This is a genomic window from Streptomyces glaucescens (assembly GCF_000761215.1).
Classification (GTDB): Bacteria; Actinomycetota; Actinomycetes; order Streptomycetales; family Streptomycetaceae; genus Streptomyces; species Streptomyces glaucescens_B.
On record NZ_CP009438.1, the window covers coordinates 1,928,626 to 1,944,172 of the forward strand.

At 73.7% G+C, this 15,547-nt stretch carries 14 protein-coding genes; 7 read left to right on the forward strand and 7 right to left on the reverse strand.

The annotated features are described in order from the left end of the window. Window positions 1–92 precede the first annotated feature (92 nt). The 7 genes from araD to SGLAU_RS08380 all read right to left on the reverse strand — a co-directional run bounded on the left by araD (window position 93) and on the right by SGLAU_RS08380 (window position 7,629). The gene (araD, locus tag SGLAU_RS08345) at window positions 93–1,817 is read right to left on the reverse strand and encodes an L-arabinonate dehydratase (protein WP_043499748.1); all 1,725 of its coding nucleotides are present in this window, start codon (window positions 1,815–1,817) and stop codon (window positions 93–95) included. Next, entirely contained in the window at window positions 1,814–2,722 is a 909-nt protein-coding gene (locus tag SGLAU_RS08350) for a dihydrodipicolinate synthase family protein (RefSeq protein ID WP_043499750.1), read from the reverse strand. The genes araD and SGLAU_RS08350 overlap by 4 nt, the downstream gene beginning before the upstream one ends. Continuing rightward, window positions 2,719–3,387 carry a GntR family transcriptional regulator gene (locus SGLAU_RS08355; RefSeq protein WP_043499753.1) on the reverse strand — a complete coding sequence of 223 codons (669 nt, stop codon included), beginning with the start codon at window positions 3,385–3,387 and terminating at the stop codon, window positions 2,719–2,721. The genes SGLAU_RS08350 and SGLAU_RS08355 overlap by 4 nt, the downstream gene beginning before the upstream one ends. A gap of 120 nt (window positions 3,388–3,507) precedes the next feature. Beyond that, window positions 3,508–4,260 carry an MBL fold metallo-hydrolase gene (locus tag SGLAU_RS08360; RefSeq protein ID WP_043499755.1) on the reverse strand — a complete coding sequence of 251 codons (753 nt, stop codon included), beginning with the start codon at window positions 4,258–4,260 and terminating at the stop codon, window positions 3,508–3,510. A 376-nt stretch (window positions 4,261–4,636) separates the two neighbouring features. Continuing rightward, entirely contained in the window at window positions 4,637–5,233 is a 597-nt protein-coding gene (locus tag SGLAU_RS08370; RefSeq protein WP_043499758.1) for a TIGR03086 family metal-binding protein, read from the reverse strand. Between the two features lie 291 nt (window positions 5,234–5,524). Further along, window positions 5,525–6,691, reverse strand: a complete 1,167-nt coding sequence (locus SGLAU_RS08375; RefSeq protein ID WP_043499759.1) for a hypothetical protein — start codon at window positions 6,689–6,691, stop codon at window positions 5,525–5,527. Then, window positions 6,688–7,629: a 5-dehydro-4-deoxyglucarate dehydratase gene (locus SGLAU_RS08380; RefSeq protein WP_043499761.1), complete on the reverse strand. Its 942-nt coding sequence runs from the start codon at window positions 7,627–7,629 to the stop codon at window positions 6,688–6,690. The genes SGLAU_RS08375 and SGLAU_RS08380 overlap by 4 nt, the downstream gene beginning before the upstream one ends. A 256-nt stretch (window positions 7,630–7,885) precedes the next feature. On the opposite strand from SGLAU_RS08380, the gene SGLAU_RS08385 reads away from it, so the two are divergent. The 7 genes from SGLAU_RS08385 to SGLAU_RS08415 all read left to right on the forward strand — a co-directional run bounded on the left by SGLAU_RS08385 (window position 7,886) and on the right by SGLAU_RS08415 (window position 15,546). Next, complete coding sequence (locus SGLAU_RS08385) at window positions 7,886–8,695, forward strand: NAD-dependent epimerase/dehydratase family protein (protein ID WP_043499764.1); 810 nt, start codon at window positions 7,886–7,888, stop codon at window positions 8,693–8,695. A gap of 259 nt (window positions 8,696–8,954) precedes the next feature. Further along, window positions 8,955–9,722, forward strand: a complete 768-nt coding sequence (locus SGLAU_RS08390) for a DeoR/GlpR family DNA-binding transcription regulator (protein WP_043499766.1) — start codon at window positions 8,955–8,957, stop codon at window positions 9,720–9,722. Window positions 9,723–9,799: 77 nt separating this feature from the next. Continuing rightward, the gene (locus SGLAU_RS08395; protein WP_043499768.1) at window positions 9,800–11,173 is read left to right on the forward strand and encodes an ABC transporter substrate-binding protein; all 1,374 of its coding nucleotides are present in this window, start codon (window positions 9,800–9,802) and stop codon (window positions 11,171–11,173) included. Continuing rightward, a complete protein-coding gene (locus SGLAU_RS08400) occupies window positions 11,170–12,108 on the forward strand; it encodes a carbohydrate ABC transporter permease (RefSeq protein ID WP_043499770.1) in 939 nt (312 codons plus the stop codon). Before SGLAU_RS08395 ends, SGLAU_RS08400 begins: the two co-directional genes overlap by 4 nt. A gap of 11 nt (window positions 12,109–12,119) precedes the next feature. Continuing rightward, the gene (locus SGLAU_RS08405; protein WP_043506406.1) at window positions 12,120–12,944 is read left to right on the forward strand and encodes a carbohydrate ABC transporter permease; all 825 of its coding nucleotides are present in this window, start codon (window positions 12,120–12,122) and stop codon (window positions 12,942–12,944) included. Next, window positions 12,941–13,936, forward strand: coding sequence for a zinc-dependent alcohol dehydrogenase family protein (locus SGLAU_RS08410; protein WP_043499771.1), 996 nt, complete (start codon window positions 12,941–12,943; stop codon window positions 13,934–13,936). Before SGLAU_RS08405 ends, SGLAU_RS08410 begins: the two co-directional genes overlap by 4 nt. A 401-nt stretch (window positions 13,937–14,337) precedes the next feature. After that, window positions 14,338–15,546, forward strand: a complete 1,209-nt coding sequence (locus tag SGLAU_RS08415) for a TerD family protein (protein WP_099052779.1) — start codon at window positions 14,338–14,340, stop codon at window positions 15,544–15,546. Window position 15,547: the final 1 nt, after the last annotated feature.

Sequence of the window (15,547 nt, forward strand, 5' to 3'; positions counted from 1 at the left end):
CGCTTGCTGTGAGTCGTGTTCGGGTGTTCGGGTGAAGCGCTTTCTCGACGTGCGCGGGGCGGGACGTCCCGGCCCCGCGCGGGCGGCCGGGTTCAGCCCGCGTAGGGGTCCGCGACCTTGCCCGGCCGGGCCAGGAACTCGAAGTCGCAGCCGGTGTCGGCCTGGGTGATCTGCTCGTTGTAGAGCGCGCCGTAGCCGCGTTCGTAGCGGGTGGGCGGCGGGGTCCACTCGGCGCGGCGCCGGTCCAGCTCCGCGTCGTCCACGTCCAGGTGCAGGGTGCGCGCCTCGACGTCCAGGGTGATCAGGTCCCCGGTGCGCACCAGCGCGAGCGGCCCGCCGATGTACGACTCCGGCGCCACGTGCAGCACGCACGCGCCGTAACTCGTGCCGCTCATCCGGGCGTCGGAGATCCGCACCATGTCCCGCACCCCCTGCTTGAGCAGGTGGTCGGGGATGGGCAGCATGCCGTACTCGGGCATGCCCGGGCCGCCCTTGGGGCCGGCGTTGCGCAGCACCAGCACGCTGTCGGCGGTGATGTCCAGCGCCGGGTCGTTGATGGTGCGCTGCATGGTCCGGTAGTCGTCGAAGACGACCGCGGGGCCGGTGTGCTTGAGCAGGTGCGGTTCGGCGGAAATGTGCTTGATGACGGCGCCGTCCGGGCACAGGTTGCCGCGCAGCACGGCGACCCCGCCCTCCCGCGCCACCGGGTTGTCCCGGGGCCGGATGACATCGTCGTTGTGCACCCGGGCGCCCGCGAGCTGCTCCCGCATGGTGTCGTACGACACGGTCGGCCGGTCCAGGTGGAGCAGGTCGGGGATGCGGGAGAGGAAGCCGGGCAGGCCGCCCGCGAAGTGGAAGTCCTCCATCAGGTAGGTCCGGCCGCCGGGCCGCACGTTGGCGAGGACCGGGACCGTGCGGGCGATACGGTCGAAGTCGTCGAGGGTGAGCCTGACGCCCGCGCGCCCCGCCATGGCGATCAGGTGGATGACGGCGTTGGTGGAGCCGCCGAGCCCGAGGACGGTGGTGACGGCGTCCTCGAAGGCCTCGGCCGTGAGGATGTCGCTCAGCTTCCGGTCCCGGTGGACCAGTCCGACGATGGTCATGCCCGCCCGGGCGGCCATCCGGTCGTGCCCGGAGTCGACGGCCGGGATGCTGGAGGCGCCCGGCACGGTGACGCCGAGGGCCTCGGCGGCGGCGGTCAGCGTGGACGCGGTGCCCATGGTCATGCAGTGGCCGGGCGAGCGGGCGAGGCCGCTCTCCAGCTCGTGCATCTCGCAGTCGCCGATGAGGCCGGCGCGCTTGTCGTCCCAGTACTTCCACATGTCGGTGCCGGAGCCGAGGACCTCGTTGCGCCAGTGGCCGGGCAGCATGGGGCCGGCGGGCACGAAGACGGTGGGCAGGTCCACGCTGGCGGCGCCCATGAGCAGGGCGGGCGTCGACTTGTCGCAGCCGCCCATCAGCACCGCGCCGTCGACCGGGTAGGAGCGCAGCAGCTCCTCGGTCTCCATGGCGAGCATGTTCCGGTAGAGCATGGGGGTCGGCTTCTGGAAGGTCTCGCTGAGGGTGGAGACCGGGAACTCCAGCGGGAAGCCGCCCGCCTGCCACACCCCGCGCTTGACCGCCTGGGCGCGGTCGCGCAGGTGGACGTGGCAGGGGTTGATGTCGGACCAGGTGTTGAGGATCGCGACGACCGGCTTGCCCAGGTGCTCCTCGGGCAGGTAGCCGAGCTGGCGGGTACGGGCGCGGTGGCTGAAGGAGCGCAGCCCGTCGGTGCCGTACCACTGGTGGCTGCGCAGCTCTTCCGGACGGCGGGTCATATCGACCACCCGGCGGCGATGGCGGCGACCTCGGCCCGCTCCTGCTCCGGCAGCGGCCTGCTCGGCGGGCGCACCTCGCGGCGGCACAGGCCGAGCGAGGCCAGGGCCTCCTTGACGACGGTGACGTTGTTGGCGGAGCCGTTGGCGGCGCGCAGTTCCTCGAAGCGGCGGATCTGCTCCCAGACCTTCATCGCCGCCGGGTAGTCACCGGACCGCAGTGCTTCGATCATGTTCATCGAGACGGCCGGGGAGACGTTGACCAGCCCCGAGGTGAAGCCGGTGGCGCCGGCGGAGAAGTAGGAGGGGGCGTACGGCTCGGCGAGCCCGGCCACCCACACGAACCGGTCCAGGCCGGCGTCGCGGGCGAAGGCGGCGAAGCGGGCGGCGTCCGGGACGGCGTACTTGACGCCGATGACGTTCGGGCAGGTGTCGGCCAGTTCGGCGAGCCGGTCGCCGTGCAGCTGCGCGTTGCGGATGTACGGGACGACGCCCAGCTCGGGCACGGCCTCGGCGATCGCCCGGTGGTAGTCGACCCAGCCGCTCTGCGAGACGTACGGGTGGACGGGCTGGTGCACCATCACCATCTGGGCGCCGTGCTCGCGGGCGTGCCGGGCGCAGGCCACGGCGGTCGGCACGTCGTGGCCGACGCCGACCAGGATCACCGCGCGGTCGCCGGCCTCGTCGATGGTGATCTCGGTGACGAGCTGCCGCTCCTCGGGTGTCAGGGCGTAGAACTCCCCGGTGTTGCCGTTGGGGGTGAGGGTCCTGACCCCACCGTCGAGCAGACGACGCAGCAGGGCCCGGTGGGTGCCCTCGTCGACGGAGCCGTCCGCGGCGAAGGGTGTCACCGGGATCGCGACCACGTCGGCCAGGGCCGCCCGCTGGGTCTCGAACGTCGTTGTCATGCCTGACCGTCCTCTCCCTGGGCCTCGACCTCGATGTCGGGGAAGGCCCGCTCGACGAAGGACGCGATGTGCGCGTGAAGGGCGCGCGCCGCGCCGTCGGCGTCACCGGCGAGGGCGAGCCGCAGGATCTCGCGGTGCTCACTGGCCTCCCGCTCCCAGGAGGGATCGGCGGCCCAGGCCACGGCGGAGACGAGGGCTGCCTGGTCGCGGACCTCGTCGAGCATCCGGCCGAGCAGCGGGTTGCCGCACGGCACGTACAGGGCGCGGTGGAACTCCCGGTTGGCGAGGGACCGCTCGGCGGTGTCCGTGGCGTCGTCGGCCCTGGTGAGCGCCTCGCGGGCGAGGTCCAGGGAGGCGCCTCGGCGCACCGTGCGGCGCAGCGCCTCGGGTTCCAGGAGCAGCCGCACGTCGTAGACCTCGCGCGCCATGTCCGCGTCGACCATGCGCACCGTGACGCCCTTGTACTGGCTCATCACCACCAGCCCGGTCCCGGCCAGGGTCTTCAGCGCCTCGCGCACCGGGGTCTTGGAGACCCCGAACTGCGCGGCGAGCTCGGTCTCGACCAGGGCCTGACCCGGTGTCAGCTGTCCGGTGAGGATGCGGTGTTTGATCCCTTCCAGCACGTACTGCGTGCGGGAGGGGATCGGCGTGGGCACAGAGGTCATGCGCGCCTCTCGGATATCGCGTATCGCGTCTCATATATGACGTACGAAGTACGACGCGTTGAAGCTAGGGGCGCCCCCATGTTTCGTCAATGCTTCAGGCAAAGGAAGTTGAGGTTGCCTTCAGACGCGGTGGACCGCGCCCTCCCGCGCGGTACGGGTGGGACCGCCGAACGCGGCGGCGGCCCGCGCGGTCGCCGCCGCGGGGGTGAGCGTGGGCCCGGTATGGGTGATCAGCAGGCTCCGCGCACCGGCCGCGCGGGCGGCGGCACCGGCGTCCTCCGGCGTCAGATGCACCTGTTCGCCTTCGCGATGCGCGTCGATGTCGGCCTCGCACAGGAAGAGGTCGGCGTCGCGGGCGGTGTCGATGAGGGCGGGGCAGGGGCCGGTGTCGCCGGAGTACGCCAGCACCCGGCCGCCCGCCTGGGCGCGCAGGCCGTACGCCGGCACGTCGTGCACGAGCGCGCGGGAGCCGAGCAGCAGCTCGCCGTGCCGGGCCGTATGGCCGTCACGCAAGGTGTGGAAGGCGAAGACGCCGGCGAGCGAGCCCGGGTCCGGGCGGCCCAGGAACCCCGCCAGGCGCTCGGCGCAGCCCTTCGGGGCGTACACCGGGACGGGCGCGGGCGGAGTGAGACCGCCGTACGCGAAGGCGTAGAAGGCGGACAGCAGGTCGGCGGTGTGGTCGGCGTGCAGATGCGAGATCCAGATCGCGCCCAGCCCCGCCGGATCCGTGTGCCGCTGCAACTCGGCGAAGCTGCCGGGGCCCGCGTCCACCCACACCTCGGCACCCGGCGCGCTCAGCAGATAGCCGGAGCAGGGGCGGCCGGGGGCGGGGTGCGGGGAGGCGGTACCGAGGACGGTGAGCGTGAGAGACATGCGGGGAGGCTACGGAACCCCGCCCCGGCACGCTCCCGGACCCCGGGTGCCCGCCGGGCGCCGGTGCGGCGGCCGGCCCGGTGTCAGCGCGGTGCCCACCGGGCGCCGGTGCGGCGTCCAGCCCCGCGTCAGCGCGGCGGCCAGCCCGGCGCCGGTGCGGCTCCAGCCCGGAGTCCAGCCCGGCGTGAGCGCGGTGTCCGCCCGGCGCCGGTGCGGCATACAGCACGGCGTCCAGCCCCGCGCTGGTGCGGCATACAGCACGGCAGCGGCGCGGTGCCCAGCCCGCGTCAGCGCGGTGCCCAGCCCGGCAGCAACGCAGCCCCGCGTCAGCGAGCGCGGCGTCCAGCCCGGCAGCAGCGCGGTGTCCGGCCCCGCGTCAGCGCGGTGTCCAGCCCGGGTCGCGGCCGCTGAGTCCCACCGCGCGGTCGAGCAGCGGTGCGCTCGCGGGGACGTCGACGACCGGGCCGAAGATGGCGTCCCGGCCGGGGTGCCCGACGCTCTCGGCGAGGAAGGCGTGGCAGGCCCGGAGCGCGGCGGGGTCGGGGGCGTACTCCTGGCCGGTGGCACGCGCCAGGTCCCAGCCGTGGACGACCAGTTCGTCGACGGCGACCAGACCGGCGACCTCGCCCGGCAGGTCCACTCCGCCCGCGCGGGTCGCCCCCGTCCAGGCGGCCGGGTCGCGCCACGCCTGCGCCAGCTCGCCGAGCACCTCGGGCAGCTCCTCGCGCCAGCCGGGGCCGATGTCGGGCAGCGTGGCGCCCGGGTCGGTGTCGGTGGTCGAGCCCAGCTCCTTGCGGCCGGCGTCCCGGAAGGCGACGGCGAGCCCGCACAGATGGCCCAGCAGGTTCCGCACGGCGTAGCGGGGGCAGGGCGTCGGGCCCGTCAGCAGGTCGTCGGGGACGCGGGCGGCGAGACGGGCGAGGAGTGCCGTCTGCGGTCCGAGGTCGAGGGTGGTGCCGGTCGGGTCGGTCATCGCTGCTCCCCAGGGTGTGGTCCTGAGGGGTGGACCGGCGGCGGGGGCGGAACTCATCGGTGCGGCCCGCCCCTCTCGGGCCCGCCGGCCGGCGCTCGTCCGCGCGGCGCCCGCCCCGGCGGGACGGGTCCGGGCGTCGCGCGGCGCCCGGCGCACGGCGGGAACCGGGCCGCACGTCGGCCGTGCCCGGGTACGCCGCGGACCCGGCGCCGGACACCGCGCCGGACACCGCGCCGGCTCACGGGTGCGCGGATCCGTGAGCCGGCGGCGGGACGGGCGTGGGGGCCGGACTCACCGCCCGGTGAGCGCGGACCGCACCTGTGCCAGGTCGGTGTCCGACGCCAGGCCGGCGTGGTACAGCCGCAGTTCCGTCGCGCCGAGGTCGCGGGCGCGGGCGGCGTCGTCCGCGAGCGTGCCGGGGCTGCCGCCCATGCCGGAGACGACGGTGAGGTTGGCGGCGAGGACGGCGCCCGCGCGGTGCTGCTCCGCGAACGGGGTGAGCAGGCCCGCGCCGCCGGTGCACGGGACGACCACGCCGTCCGCGACGGAGAGGATGTGCGCGGGGTCGACGCCCGCGTTGGCCCCGCAGTGGTAGGAGACCGGGTCCGCGTGCAGCAGGACCTGGAAGCCGTCGGGGGCCTGTGCGCGGACCGCGGCGACGGCCTCCTCCTGGAGGCTGCGGGCGGTCGCGTCGCGCCAGGCGCGCGTGGCGTTCGCGGTGGTGTCGCCGAGCAGTTTCCCGACCGCCGGCCAGCCTCCGTCGGAGGGCGCCCCCCGCCACACCGGCTCCAGCGCGTTCCGTACGGCGGCGGCCAGCGCGTCGGGGTCCAGGCCGTGCCCGGCGTAGCCGGCGCGGCAGTCGGGGCAGAAGCACAGCGACATCAGGTACTGGCCGGCGTCGCCGAGGGCGACCCCGCCGGTCTTGTCGTGCGCGTGCAGGTGGGCGAGGCCGTACCAGCCGAGGGACTCCAGCTCGGTGCCGCGCGCGCCGGGCCGTACGGCCGCCTCGGCGGCCAGGTCGACGAGGTACGCGCGCGTGGCGGGCTGCGCGATGCAGGGCGCCCAGGGGTAGCGGTCGCCGTAGGCGTTGACGACCGAGGTGTCCGGGTGCTCGGCGCCGAGCCGGGAGTTGTGTGCGAGGACGACCCAGGTGTGGGTCTCCAGACCGGCGTCGGCGAGCGCGGCGGCGGCCTCTCCGTAGGCGTCCGCCTCGGGCGCCCAGGCTCCGGCCGGGAAGGGGCGCAGGGTGCGGCCGGACCAGCGGTCGCCGGGCGGGTAGAGCACGGCCGCGTGCTCGGCGGTGACGACGCGGTGCCGGGGGTGGCGGGGGGTCAGCGCGCGGGTGGAGTGGTAGGCGGAGGCCAGGGTGACCTGCTGGATGCCCAGCTCCGCGAGGTGCCGCGGGGCCCGCGGGTCGCCGTTGACGTCCCAGGGGTAGACGAAAGCCGACGCCTTCACTCGGTCTCCTCCAGCAGCGCGTGCCCACGCTCGATCAGCTGAGCGAGCTGCTTGACATGGTCCTCGCTCGGCTCGTGCAGCGGGGGCCGCACCTCCCCCACGTCCAGCCCGGACAGCCGTACCCCGGCCTTGACCAGGGCGACGGCGTAGCCGCGGCCCTGGGCGCGCAGTTCGACGAAGGGCCGGTAGAAGGCGTCGAGCAGGCGGTGCGCGGTGGTGTCGTCGCCGGTGCGCAGGGCGCGGTGGAAGGCGAGGGCGAGTTCGGGCAGGAAGCAGAAGACGGCGGAGGAGTAGAGGGTGACGCCGATGCCCCGGTAGGCGAGCTGGGTCTGCTCGGCGGTCGGCAGACCGTTGAAGTAGAGGAAGTCGCCGGGGGCTTCGGCGCGGACGGCGCTGACGGTCCGCTGCATGAGGTCGAGGTCGCCGAGGCCGTCCTTGAGGCCGGCGATCCCGTCGGTGCGGGCCAGCGCGACGACGGTCTCCGGGGTGAGGACGGCGTTGTCGCGCTGGTAGACGACGACGGGCAGCGCGGTGGCCGCCGCGATCTCCCGGTAGTGCCGCAGCAGTCCCTCCTGCCCCGCGACGACGAGGTACGGCGGCATGGCGAGCAGTCCGTCGGCGCCCGCCTCCTCGGCGAGCCGCGCGTACCGTACGGCGAGCGCGGTGCCGTAGCCCGTGCCGGCGAGGACCGGGACCTGCCCCGCGGTCTCCTCGACGGCGGCCCGCACGCAGCGCTGGAACTCCTCGGGCGTGAGGGCGTGGAACTCTCCGGTGCCGCAGCACGCGAAGACGGCCGCCGCTCCGGCCCGGACGCCGCGGCGCACGTGCGCGCGGTAGACCTCGAGGTCGACGGTGCCGTCCGGGCCGAAGGCCGTGACGGGGAAGAAGAGCGGCCCGCTGGGGACGGTGAGGCGGGCGGCGAGAGGGGCTGTCGTCACGGGCTCTCCCGGGATCCGAGGTCCATATCCATAATCTGTGTCTACATTTCTGAACGACTCCACGCTAAAGGGGGCCTTGGAGCCGGGTCAAGCACACCAACGCCGGACGCAGCGACGGATTTCTCGGTTCCGCAGGACACTTGACGGGCGGTGCGCGCCCTCTTAGCGTGTCCACGCATATGAATGGCGTACGCGCATGTGCACACAGCGTCTCGGTGCGCCGTGTGCACGGCCGGCGATTCAAGGAGACCCGAGGATGCCCGCTCCCCGCACCGTTCTGCTCACCGGCGCCGCCGGCGGGCTCGGCACCCTGATGCGGGACCTGCTCCCGGACTACGGCTACGAGCTGCGCCTGCTCGACCTGCGCCCCATCGAGGGCGAGCCGGACGCGATCGTCGCCGACCTCGCCGACAAGGAGGCGGTCCGGGAGGCGGTCCGGGGCGTCGACGCGATCATCCACCTCGCGGGCATCTCCCTGGAAGCCCCCTTCGAGAAGATCCTCAAGGCGAACATCGAGGGCACCTACCACCTGTACGAGGCCGCGCGCGAGGAGGGCGTCCGCCGGATCGTGTTCGCCTCCTCCAACCACGCGGTCGGCTACACCCCGCGCCCCCGGGGCGACGACCCCCTCATCCCGGTCGACACCCCGCGCCGCCCGGACACCTTCTACGGCCTGTCCAAGTCGTTCGGCGAGGACCTGGCGCAGTTCTACTGGGACAAGCACGGCCTGGAGACCGTCTCGGTGCGGATCGGCTCCTGCTTCCCCGAGCCGACCAGCGTGCGCATGCTCTCGGTCTGGATGAGCCCGGCCGACGGCGCCCGCCTCCTCCACGCGGCGCTCACCGCCGAGAACGTCGGCCACACCGTCGTCTACGGCTCCTCCGCCAACACCCGCCTGTGGTGGGACCTCGGCACCGCGCGGGCGCTCGGTTACGACCCGCAGGACGACTCCGAGCCGTACGCCGAGAAGCTCATCGCCGAGCAGGGCGAACTGGACCCGGAGAACCCGGCGCACGCCTGCCTGGGCGGCCACTTCACGACCGAGCCGCCGATCTGGCCGTACTGAATCACGCCACGCGAGCGGGCGAGCGGGCACCGAACGGGCCCGCCCGCCGCCGCGTCCGGGCACCCCGGGCGCCCGGTCCCACATCCGCGACCGCGATCCCGCAGCTCCCGGACGGGCACCGGCCACCCCGAACGGGCACACCCGGGCAGCATCGCCCCCGGGACAGACCTGGTCAGCGCCCCACGGCCGCTGTAGAACTTCCCCCGAGGCCCAGAAGCGGGCCCGAACGGGCAGCACGGCGGGAAGGGGAGTGACGACCATGGGCACAACGGCGGAGGAGCGCCGGCGCGAGATCGTGCGGGCCGCCCGGGCCACCGGCTCCGTCGACGTCACCGCCCTCGCCGCCGAACTGGGCGTGGCCAAGGAGACCGTCCGGCGTGACCTGCGCCTTCTGGAGGACCACGGCCTGGTGCGCCGCACGCACGGCGGGGCCTACCCGGTGGAGAGCGCCGGGTTCGAGACGACGCTCTCCGTCCGGGCCACCAGCCACGTCCCCGAGAAGCGCCGGATCGCCGCCGCCGCGGCCGGGCTGCTCGGGGACGCGGAGACCGTCTTCGTCGACGAGGGCTTCACCCCGCAGCTCATCGCCGAGGCGCTGCCCCGGGACCGGCCGCTGACCGTGGTCACCGCGTCCCTGCCGGTCGCGGGCGCGCTCGCCGGGGCGGCCGGCGTGTCGGTGCTGCTGCTCGGCGGCCGGGTCCGGGCCGGCACCCTCGCCACCGTCGACCACTGGACGACGAGGATGCTGTCCGGGTTCGTCGTCGACCTCGCCTACATCGGCGCCAACGGCATATCCCGCGAGCACGGCCTGACCACCCCCGACCCCGCCGTCGGCGAGGTCAAGGCGCAGGCGGTGCGGGCGGCGCGGCGCACCGTCTTCGCCGGGGTGCACACCAAGTTCGGCGCGGTGAGCTTCAGCCGGTTCGCGGAGATCGGCGCGCTGGAGGCGATCGTGACGAGCACCCTGCTGCCCGCCTCCGAGGCGCACCGCTACTCGCTGCTGGGCCCCCAGGTCCTGCGCGTCTGACGTTCCCACCCACCTCCCGCAGGGCTCCGGCCCACCCTCCGGCGCCCCATATCTCCCCATACGTCCAGGAGCGATCCATGCGAACCCAGAGCCGACGACGGCCACCGCGGGCCCTGCTCGCCACAGCCGCCGCAGGGACGCTGCTCGCCCCGCTGCTCTCCGGCTGCTGGGTCGGAGCGGGCGGGGGCGGATCCGGCGGCGACGCCATCGACGTCCTGATGGTCAACAACCCGCAGATGGTCCAGCTGCAGAAGCTCACCGCCGCCCACTTCACCGAGGAGACGGGCATCGAGGTGAACTTCACCGTCCTGCCCGAGAACGACGTCCGCGACAAGATCAGCCAGGACTTCGCCAACCAGGCGGGCCAGTACGACGTCGCCACCCTCTCCAACTACGAGATACCGATCTACGCCCGCAACGGCTGGCTGAAGGAGCTGGACTCCTACGTCGCGAAGGACCCCGCGTACGACGAACCGGACATCCTGAAGCCGATGCGCCAGTCGCTCACCGGCGACGACGGCAAGCTCTACGGCCAGCCCTTCTACGGCGAGTCGTCCTTCCTGATGTACCGCAAGGACGTGTTCGCCCGCGCGGGCCTGACCATGCCCGCGCACCCCACCTGGCGGCAGGTCGCGGACCTCGCGGCGCGGGCCGACGGCGCCGAACCCGGCATGAGGGGCATCTGCCTGCGCGGACTGCCCGGCTGGGGCGAGCTCATGGCGCCGCTGACCACGGTGGTCAACACCTTCGGCGGCACCTGGTTCGACCAGGACTGGAAGGCCCGGCTCGACAGCCCCGCATGGAAGGAGGCGACGGAGTTCTACGTCGGCCTCGTCCGCGAGCACGGCCAGTCCGGCGCCGCCCAGTCCGGCTTCGCCGAATGCCTGAACAACATGACCCAGGGCAAGGTCGCCATGTGGTACGACGCCACCTCGGCGGCCGGCGCCCTGGAGGCGGCGGGCTCCCCGGTCAAGGGCAAGGTCGGCTACGCCCCCGCGCCCGTCGAGCGGACCGCCTCCTCGGGCTGGCTCTACACCTGGGCCTGGGGCATCCAGGCCGCCTCCCGCAACCCGGACAAGGCCTGGCAGTTCGTCTCCTGGGCGTCGGGCAAGGAGTACGAGCGGCTGGTCGGCGAGGAGGCCGGCTGGGCCGACGTCCCCGCCGGCAAGCGCGCGTCGACGTACGACCATCCCGCCTACCGCGCCGAGGCCGCCGCCTTCCAGGAGATGACCCGCGCCGCCATCGAGGGCGCCCGCCCCGACGACCCCGGCGTCCAGCCGCGCCCCGCCCCCGGCATCCAGTTCGTGGGCATCCCCGAGTTCACCGACCTCGGCACCCGGGTCTCCCAGGAGATCAGCGCGGCCATCGCCGGGCGCCAGTCCGTCGGGACGGCCCTGGAGAGGTCCCAGCGGCTCGCCGAGCGCGTCTCCGAGGAGTACGAGGGACGATGACCGCGACGACCACGGCCCCCACGGCCGCACCCCCCGCGAGCGCCCCCGGCGCGCCGGGCACCCGCCTGCGCGCCTGGGCGACCCGCGCCCCGCTCCTCCCCGCCCTGGTCTTCATGGTCGTGGTGACCCAGCTGCCCTTCGTGGCCACGCTGGTGATCTCCTTCTTCGACTGGAACGCCCTCTACCCCGACGCCCGCCGCTTCACCGGCCTGGACAACTACCGCCAGGTGCTGACCGATGCGGACCTGCGCCGCTCGGTGGGCACGACGATCCTGCTCACGGCGACGGTGGTGCTGGTCAGCCTGGTCCTGGGCCTGCTGCTGGCCCTTCTCCTGGACCGCCGGTTCAAGGGCCGCGGCCTGGTCCGCACCCTGCTGATCGCCCCGTTCCTGGTGGTCCCGGTCGCGGCGGCGCTGCTGTGGAAGCACGTCCTCTACAACCCCGAGTACGGCCTGCTCAACGGCCTCCTCAGCTACGTCGGCGGCCCCCAGCCGGACTGGATCTCGACCACCCCGCTGCTCGCGGTGGAGGCCTCGCTGATCTGGCAGTGGACCCCGTTCATGATGCTGATCCTGCTGGCCGGGCTGCAGAGCCGCGACCCGCAGCAGATCGAGGCCGCCCGGGTCGACGGCGCCGGCGACTGGCAGGTCTTCGTCCACCTGACGCTGCCCCATCTGCGCCGCTACCTGGAGCTGGGCGCCCTGCTGGGCTCGATCCACATCGTGCAGAACTTCGACGCGGTCTTCACCCTCACCTCCGGGGGCCTGGGCACCGCGAACCTCCCGTACACCGTCTACCAGAGCTTCTACCAGGCCCACGAGAACGGCCTCGCCTCGGCCGCGGGCGTCCTGGTCGTCCTCGGCTCGATCGTCATCGCGACCTTCGCGCTGCGGGTCGTGTCGTCCCTCTTCCGCGAGGAGGTGTCCCGCGCATGAGCGCCCCGCGCATGAGCGCCGTACGCCGCACCGTGCCGGGCCTGCTGGCCTGGCTGGCCGGGACCGGGTTCTTCCTGCCCATCGCCTGGATGGCGCTGACGTCCTTCCACTCGGAGACGGACGCGGCGGCCAACCCGCCCTCCTTCACCGCCGCCCTCACCCTGGAGGGCTACCGGGAGTTCTTCGGCCTGTCCGGCGGCGCCAGCCCCTGGCCCGCGCTGATCAACTCGACGGTGGCGTCACTGGCCTCGACCCTGCTGGTCCTGCTCCTCGCCCTGCCGGCGGCCTACGCGCTGTCCGTCAACCGCGTCCGCAAGTGGACGGACGTCCTGTTCTTCTTCCTGTCCACCAAGATGCTGCCGGTGGTGGCGGGCCTGCTCCCGGTCTACCTGTTCGCGCGGGACGCGGGACTGCTCGACAACATCTGGCTCCTGGTCGTCCTCTACACCTCGATGAACCTGCCGATCGCGGTGTGGATGATGCAGTCCTTCCTCGCCGAGGTCCCGGTGGCGGTGATCGAGGCGGCCCGGGTGGACGGCGCCCCCCTGCCGGTGGTCCTCACCCGGGTGGTCGCCCCGATCGCCCTGCCCGGCATCGCCGCCACGGCCCTGATCTGCTTCATCTTCAGCTGGAACGAGCTGCTCTTCGCCCGGGTGCTGACGGGTGTGGTCGCGGAGACCGCCCCCGTCTTCCTGACCGGCTTCATCACCAGCCAGGGCCTGTTCCTGGCCAAGGTGTGCGCCGCGTCGCTCGTCATCTCCCTGCCGGTGCTCGCCGCGGGGTTCGCCGCCCAGGACAAACTCGTCCAGGGCCTGTCGTTGGGAGCCGTGAAATGAAGGCCGCCGTCATCGAGTCCGTGGGCAAGGCCGTCGTCACCGAGGTCCCGGACCCGACGCCGGGCCCCCGGCAGGTGGTCGTCGAGGTCGCCGCGTGCGGACTGTGCGGCACCGACCTGCACATCCTCCAGGGGGAGTTCGCCCCGAGGCTGCCGATCGTGCCCGGACACGAGTTCGCGGGCACGGTGGTCGGCGTCGGCACGCAGGTCACGGAGCTGTCGGCGGGCGACCGGGTGGCGGTCGACCCGTCCCTGTACTGCCACGAGTGCCGGTACTGCCGCACCGGCCACAGCAACCTGTGCGAACGCTGGGCCGCCATCGGCGTGACCACGGCGGGCGGCGCGGCGCGCTACGCGGTGGCGCCGGCGGCGAACTGCGTACGGCTCCCCGGTCACATCAGCACCGAGGACGCGGCCCTCATCGAGCCCCTGTCCTGCGCGGTCCGCGGCTACGACGTCCTGCGCTCCCGGCTCGGCGCGCACGTCCTGGTCTACGGCGCGGGAACCATGGGCCTGATGATGCTGGAGCTGGCCAAGCGGACCGGCGCGGCGAGCGTCGACGTCGTGGACGTGAACCCGTCGCGCCTGGAGACCGCCCGCCGCCTGGGCGTCTCCGCGGCCGCCACGACCCCGGACGAGCTGGACCGCCCCCAGGGCTGGGACGTGGTCGTGGACGCCACGGGCAACGCGGCGGCGATCCAGGACGGCCTGGACCGGGTCGCGAAGGCGGGCACCTTCCTCCAGTTCGGCGTCGCGGACTACGCGACCCGCGTCACCATCGACCCGTACCGCATCTACAACCAGGAGATCACCATCACCGGTTCGATGGCCGTCCTGCACAGCTTCGAGCGGGCGGCGGAACTGTTCGCGAACGGGGTCCTGGACCCGGAGATCCTCATCAGCGACCGCATCCCCCTGGACCGCTACCCCGAGGCCCTGGCCCGGTTCGCGGCGGGGGAAGGCCGCAAGATCGTGGTGGTGCCGGGAGCCTGACCGCCGCCGGCTCCCCGCGTCCGGCCCGCATCCGACCGGGCGGGGGCGTGAACCCCTGGGCCCCGCGTCCGACCGGCCGAGGCATGAAGCCCCCGGGCCCCGCCCCCGGCCCGGGGCGGGGCAGGAACCCCCGGGCCCCGCCCGCGGGCCGAGACGTTCCTCGCCGAAACGGTGGCCGGCGACGCCCGGCTGATGACGGTCCCCGTCCGGCGACGGCCCCCGGCCGGCGACGGCCCCCGGCCGGCGACGGCCCCCGGCCGGCGACGGCCCGCTGGACCGGGACCGCCGCCGGGGCGACGAGCGCCGGGCCCGCGGCCACCCGCGTCACGCCGGTGACCCGATCGGCGGGTGGGTAAGGGAACGGCAAAACGGCCCCGCTCGTTCTACCGGGTATGACAGCTATGACCCCCGGCTCGAACATCCCGCTCTCCGCCGCCCGCGTGTCGGTGGACGTCGCCGCCCCGGTGCGGCTGGACGTTTCGGGCCTGCTGCTCACCGCCGACGGCAAGGTGCGCTCCGACGACGACTTCATCTTCTACAACCAGCCCTCGGGCCCGGGCGTGACCTACCGCTCCGGCGGCGGCTCCGCGCCCGACGCGATCACGGTCGACACCACGGCCGTACCGCCCGGCATCGAGAAGATCGTCGTCACCGCCAGCCCGGACGCGGCCGGTCAGACCTTCCAGGGCATCGAACCGACGGCGACCATCCGCAACGCCGACGACAACAGCGTCCTGGCCACCTTCACGCCCCCGCGGCTCGGCACCGAGACGGCCCTGGTGATCGTGGAGATCTACCTGCGCAACGGCCAGTGGAAGGCCCGCGCGGTCGGCCAGGGGTACGCCGACGGCCTGGCCGGCATCGCCACCGACTTCGGCGTCTCGGTGGAGGAGCCCGCCCCGGCCGCCGCCCCCGCCCAGCCGGTCACCCCGCCCCCGGCCCCCGCCCAGCCGCCCGCCCCCGTGGCGGACCCGCGCCTGGCCGCTCCCCCGGCCCCGGCCGCCCCTCCGGCGCCGCCCGCCCCCGGCGCCGGGAAGATCAACCTGGACAAGGGCCGGGTCAGCCTCCAGAAGAACCAGACCGTCTCCCTGATGAAGGGCGGCCGTCCGCTGCTCTCCCAGGTCAAGATGGGCCTCGGCTGGGAGCCGGCGTACCGCGGCAAGGACATCGACCTGGACGCCTCGGTCATCGCCTACGGCCCCCAGCGCAACCACATCGACAGCTGCTACTTCGGCAAGCTGACGATCGTGGGCGGCGCGATCCGCCACTCCGGCGACAACCTCACCGGCGAGGGCGGCGGTGACGACGAGGTCATCACGGTCGACCTGGGCCGCCTCCCCCAGGAGGTCTCCGGCCTGGTCTTCACCGTGAACTCGTTCTCCGGCCAGAAGTTCACCGAGGTCGCCAAGGCGTACTGCCGCCTGATCGACGCCATGACCGGCGAGGAGCTGGTCCGCTTCGACCTGACCGGCGCGGAGCCGCAGACCGGCGTGATGATGGCCAAGCTGATCCGCCAGTATTCCGGCGAGTGGGAGATGACGGCCATGGGCCAGTTCGTGAAGGCCCGCACGGTCCGCAACATGGTCAAGCCGGCGGCGCAGGCGCTGTGAC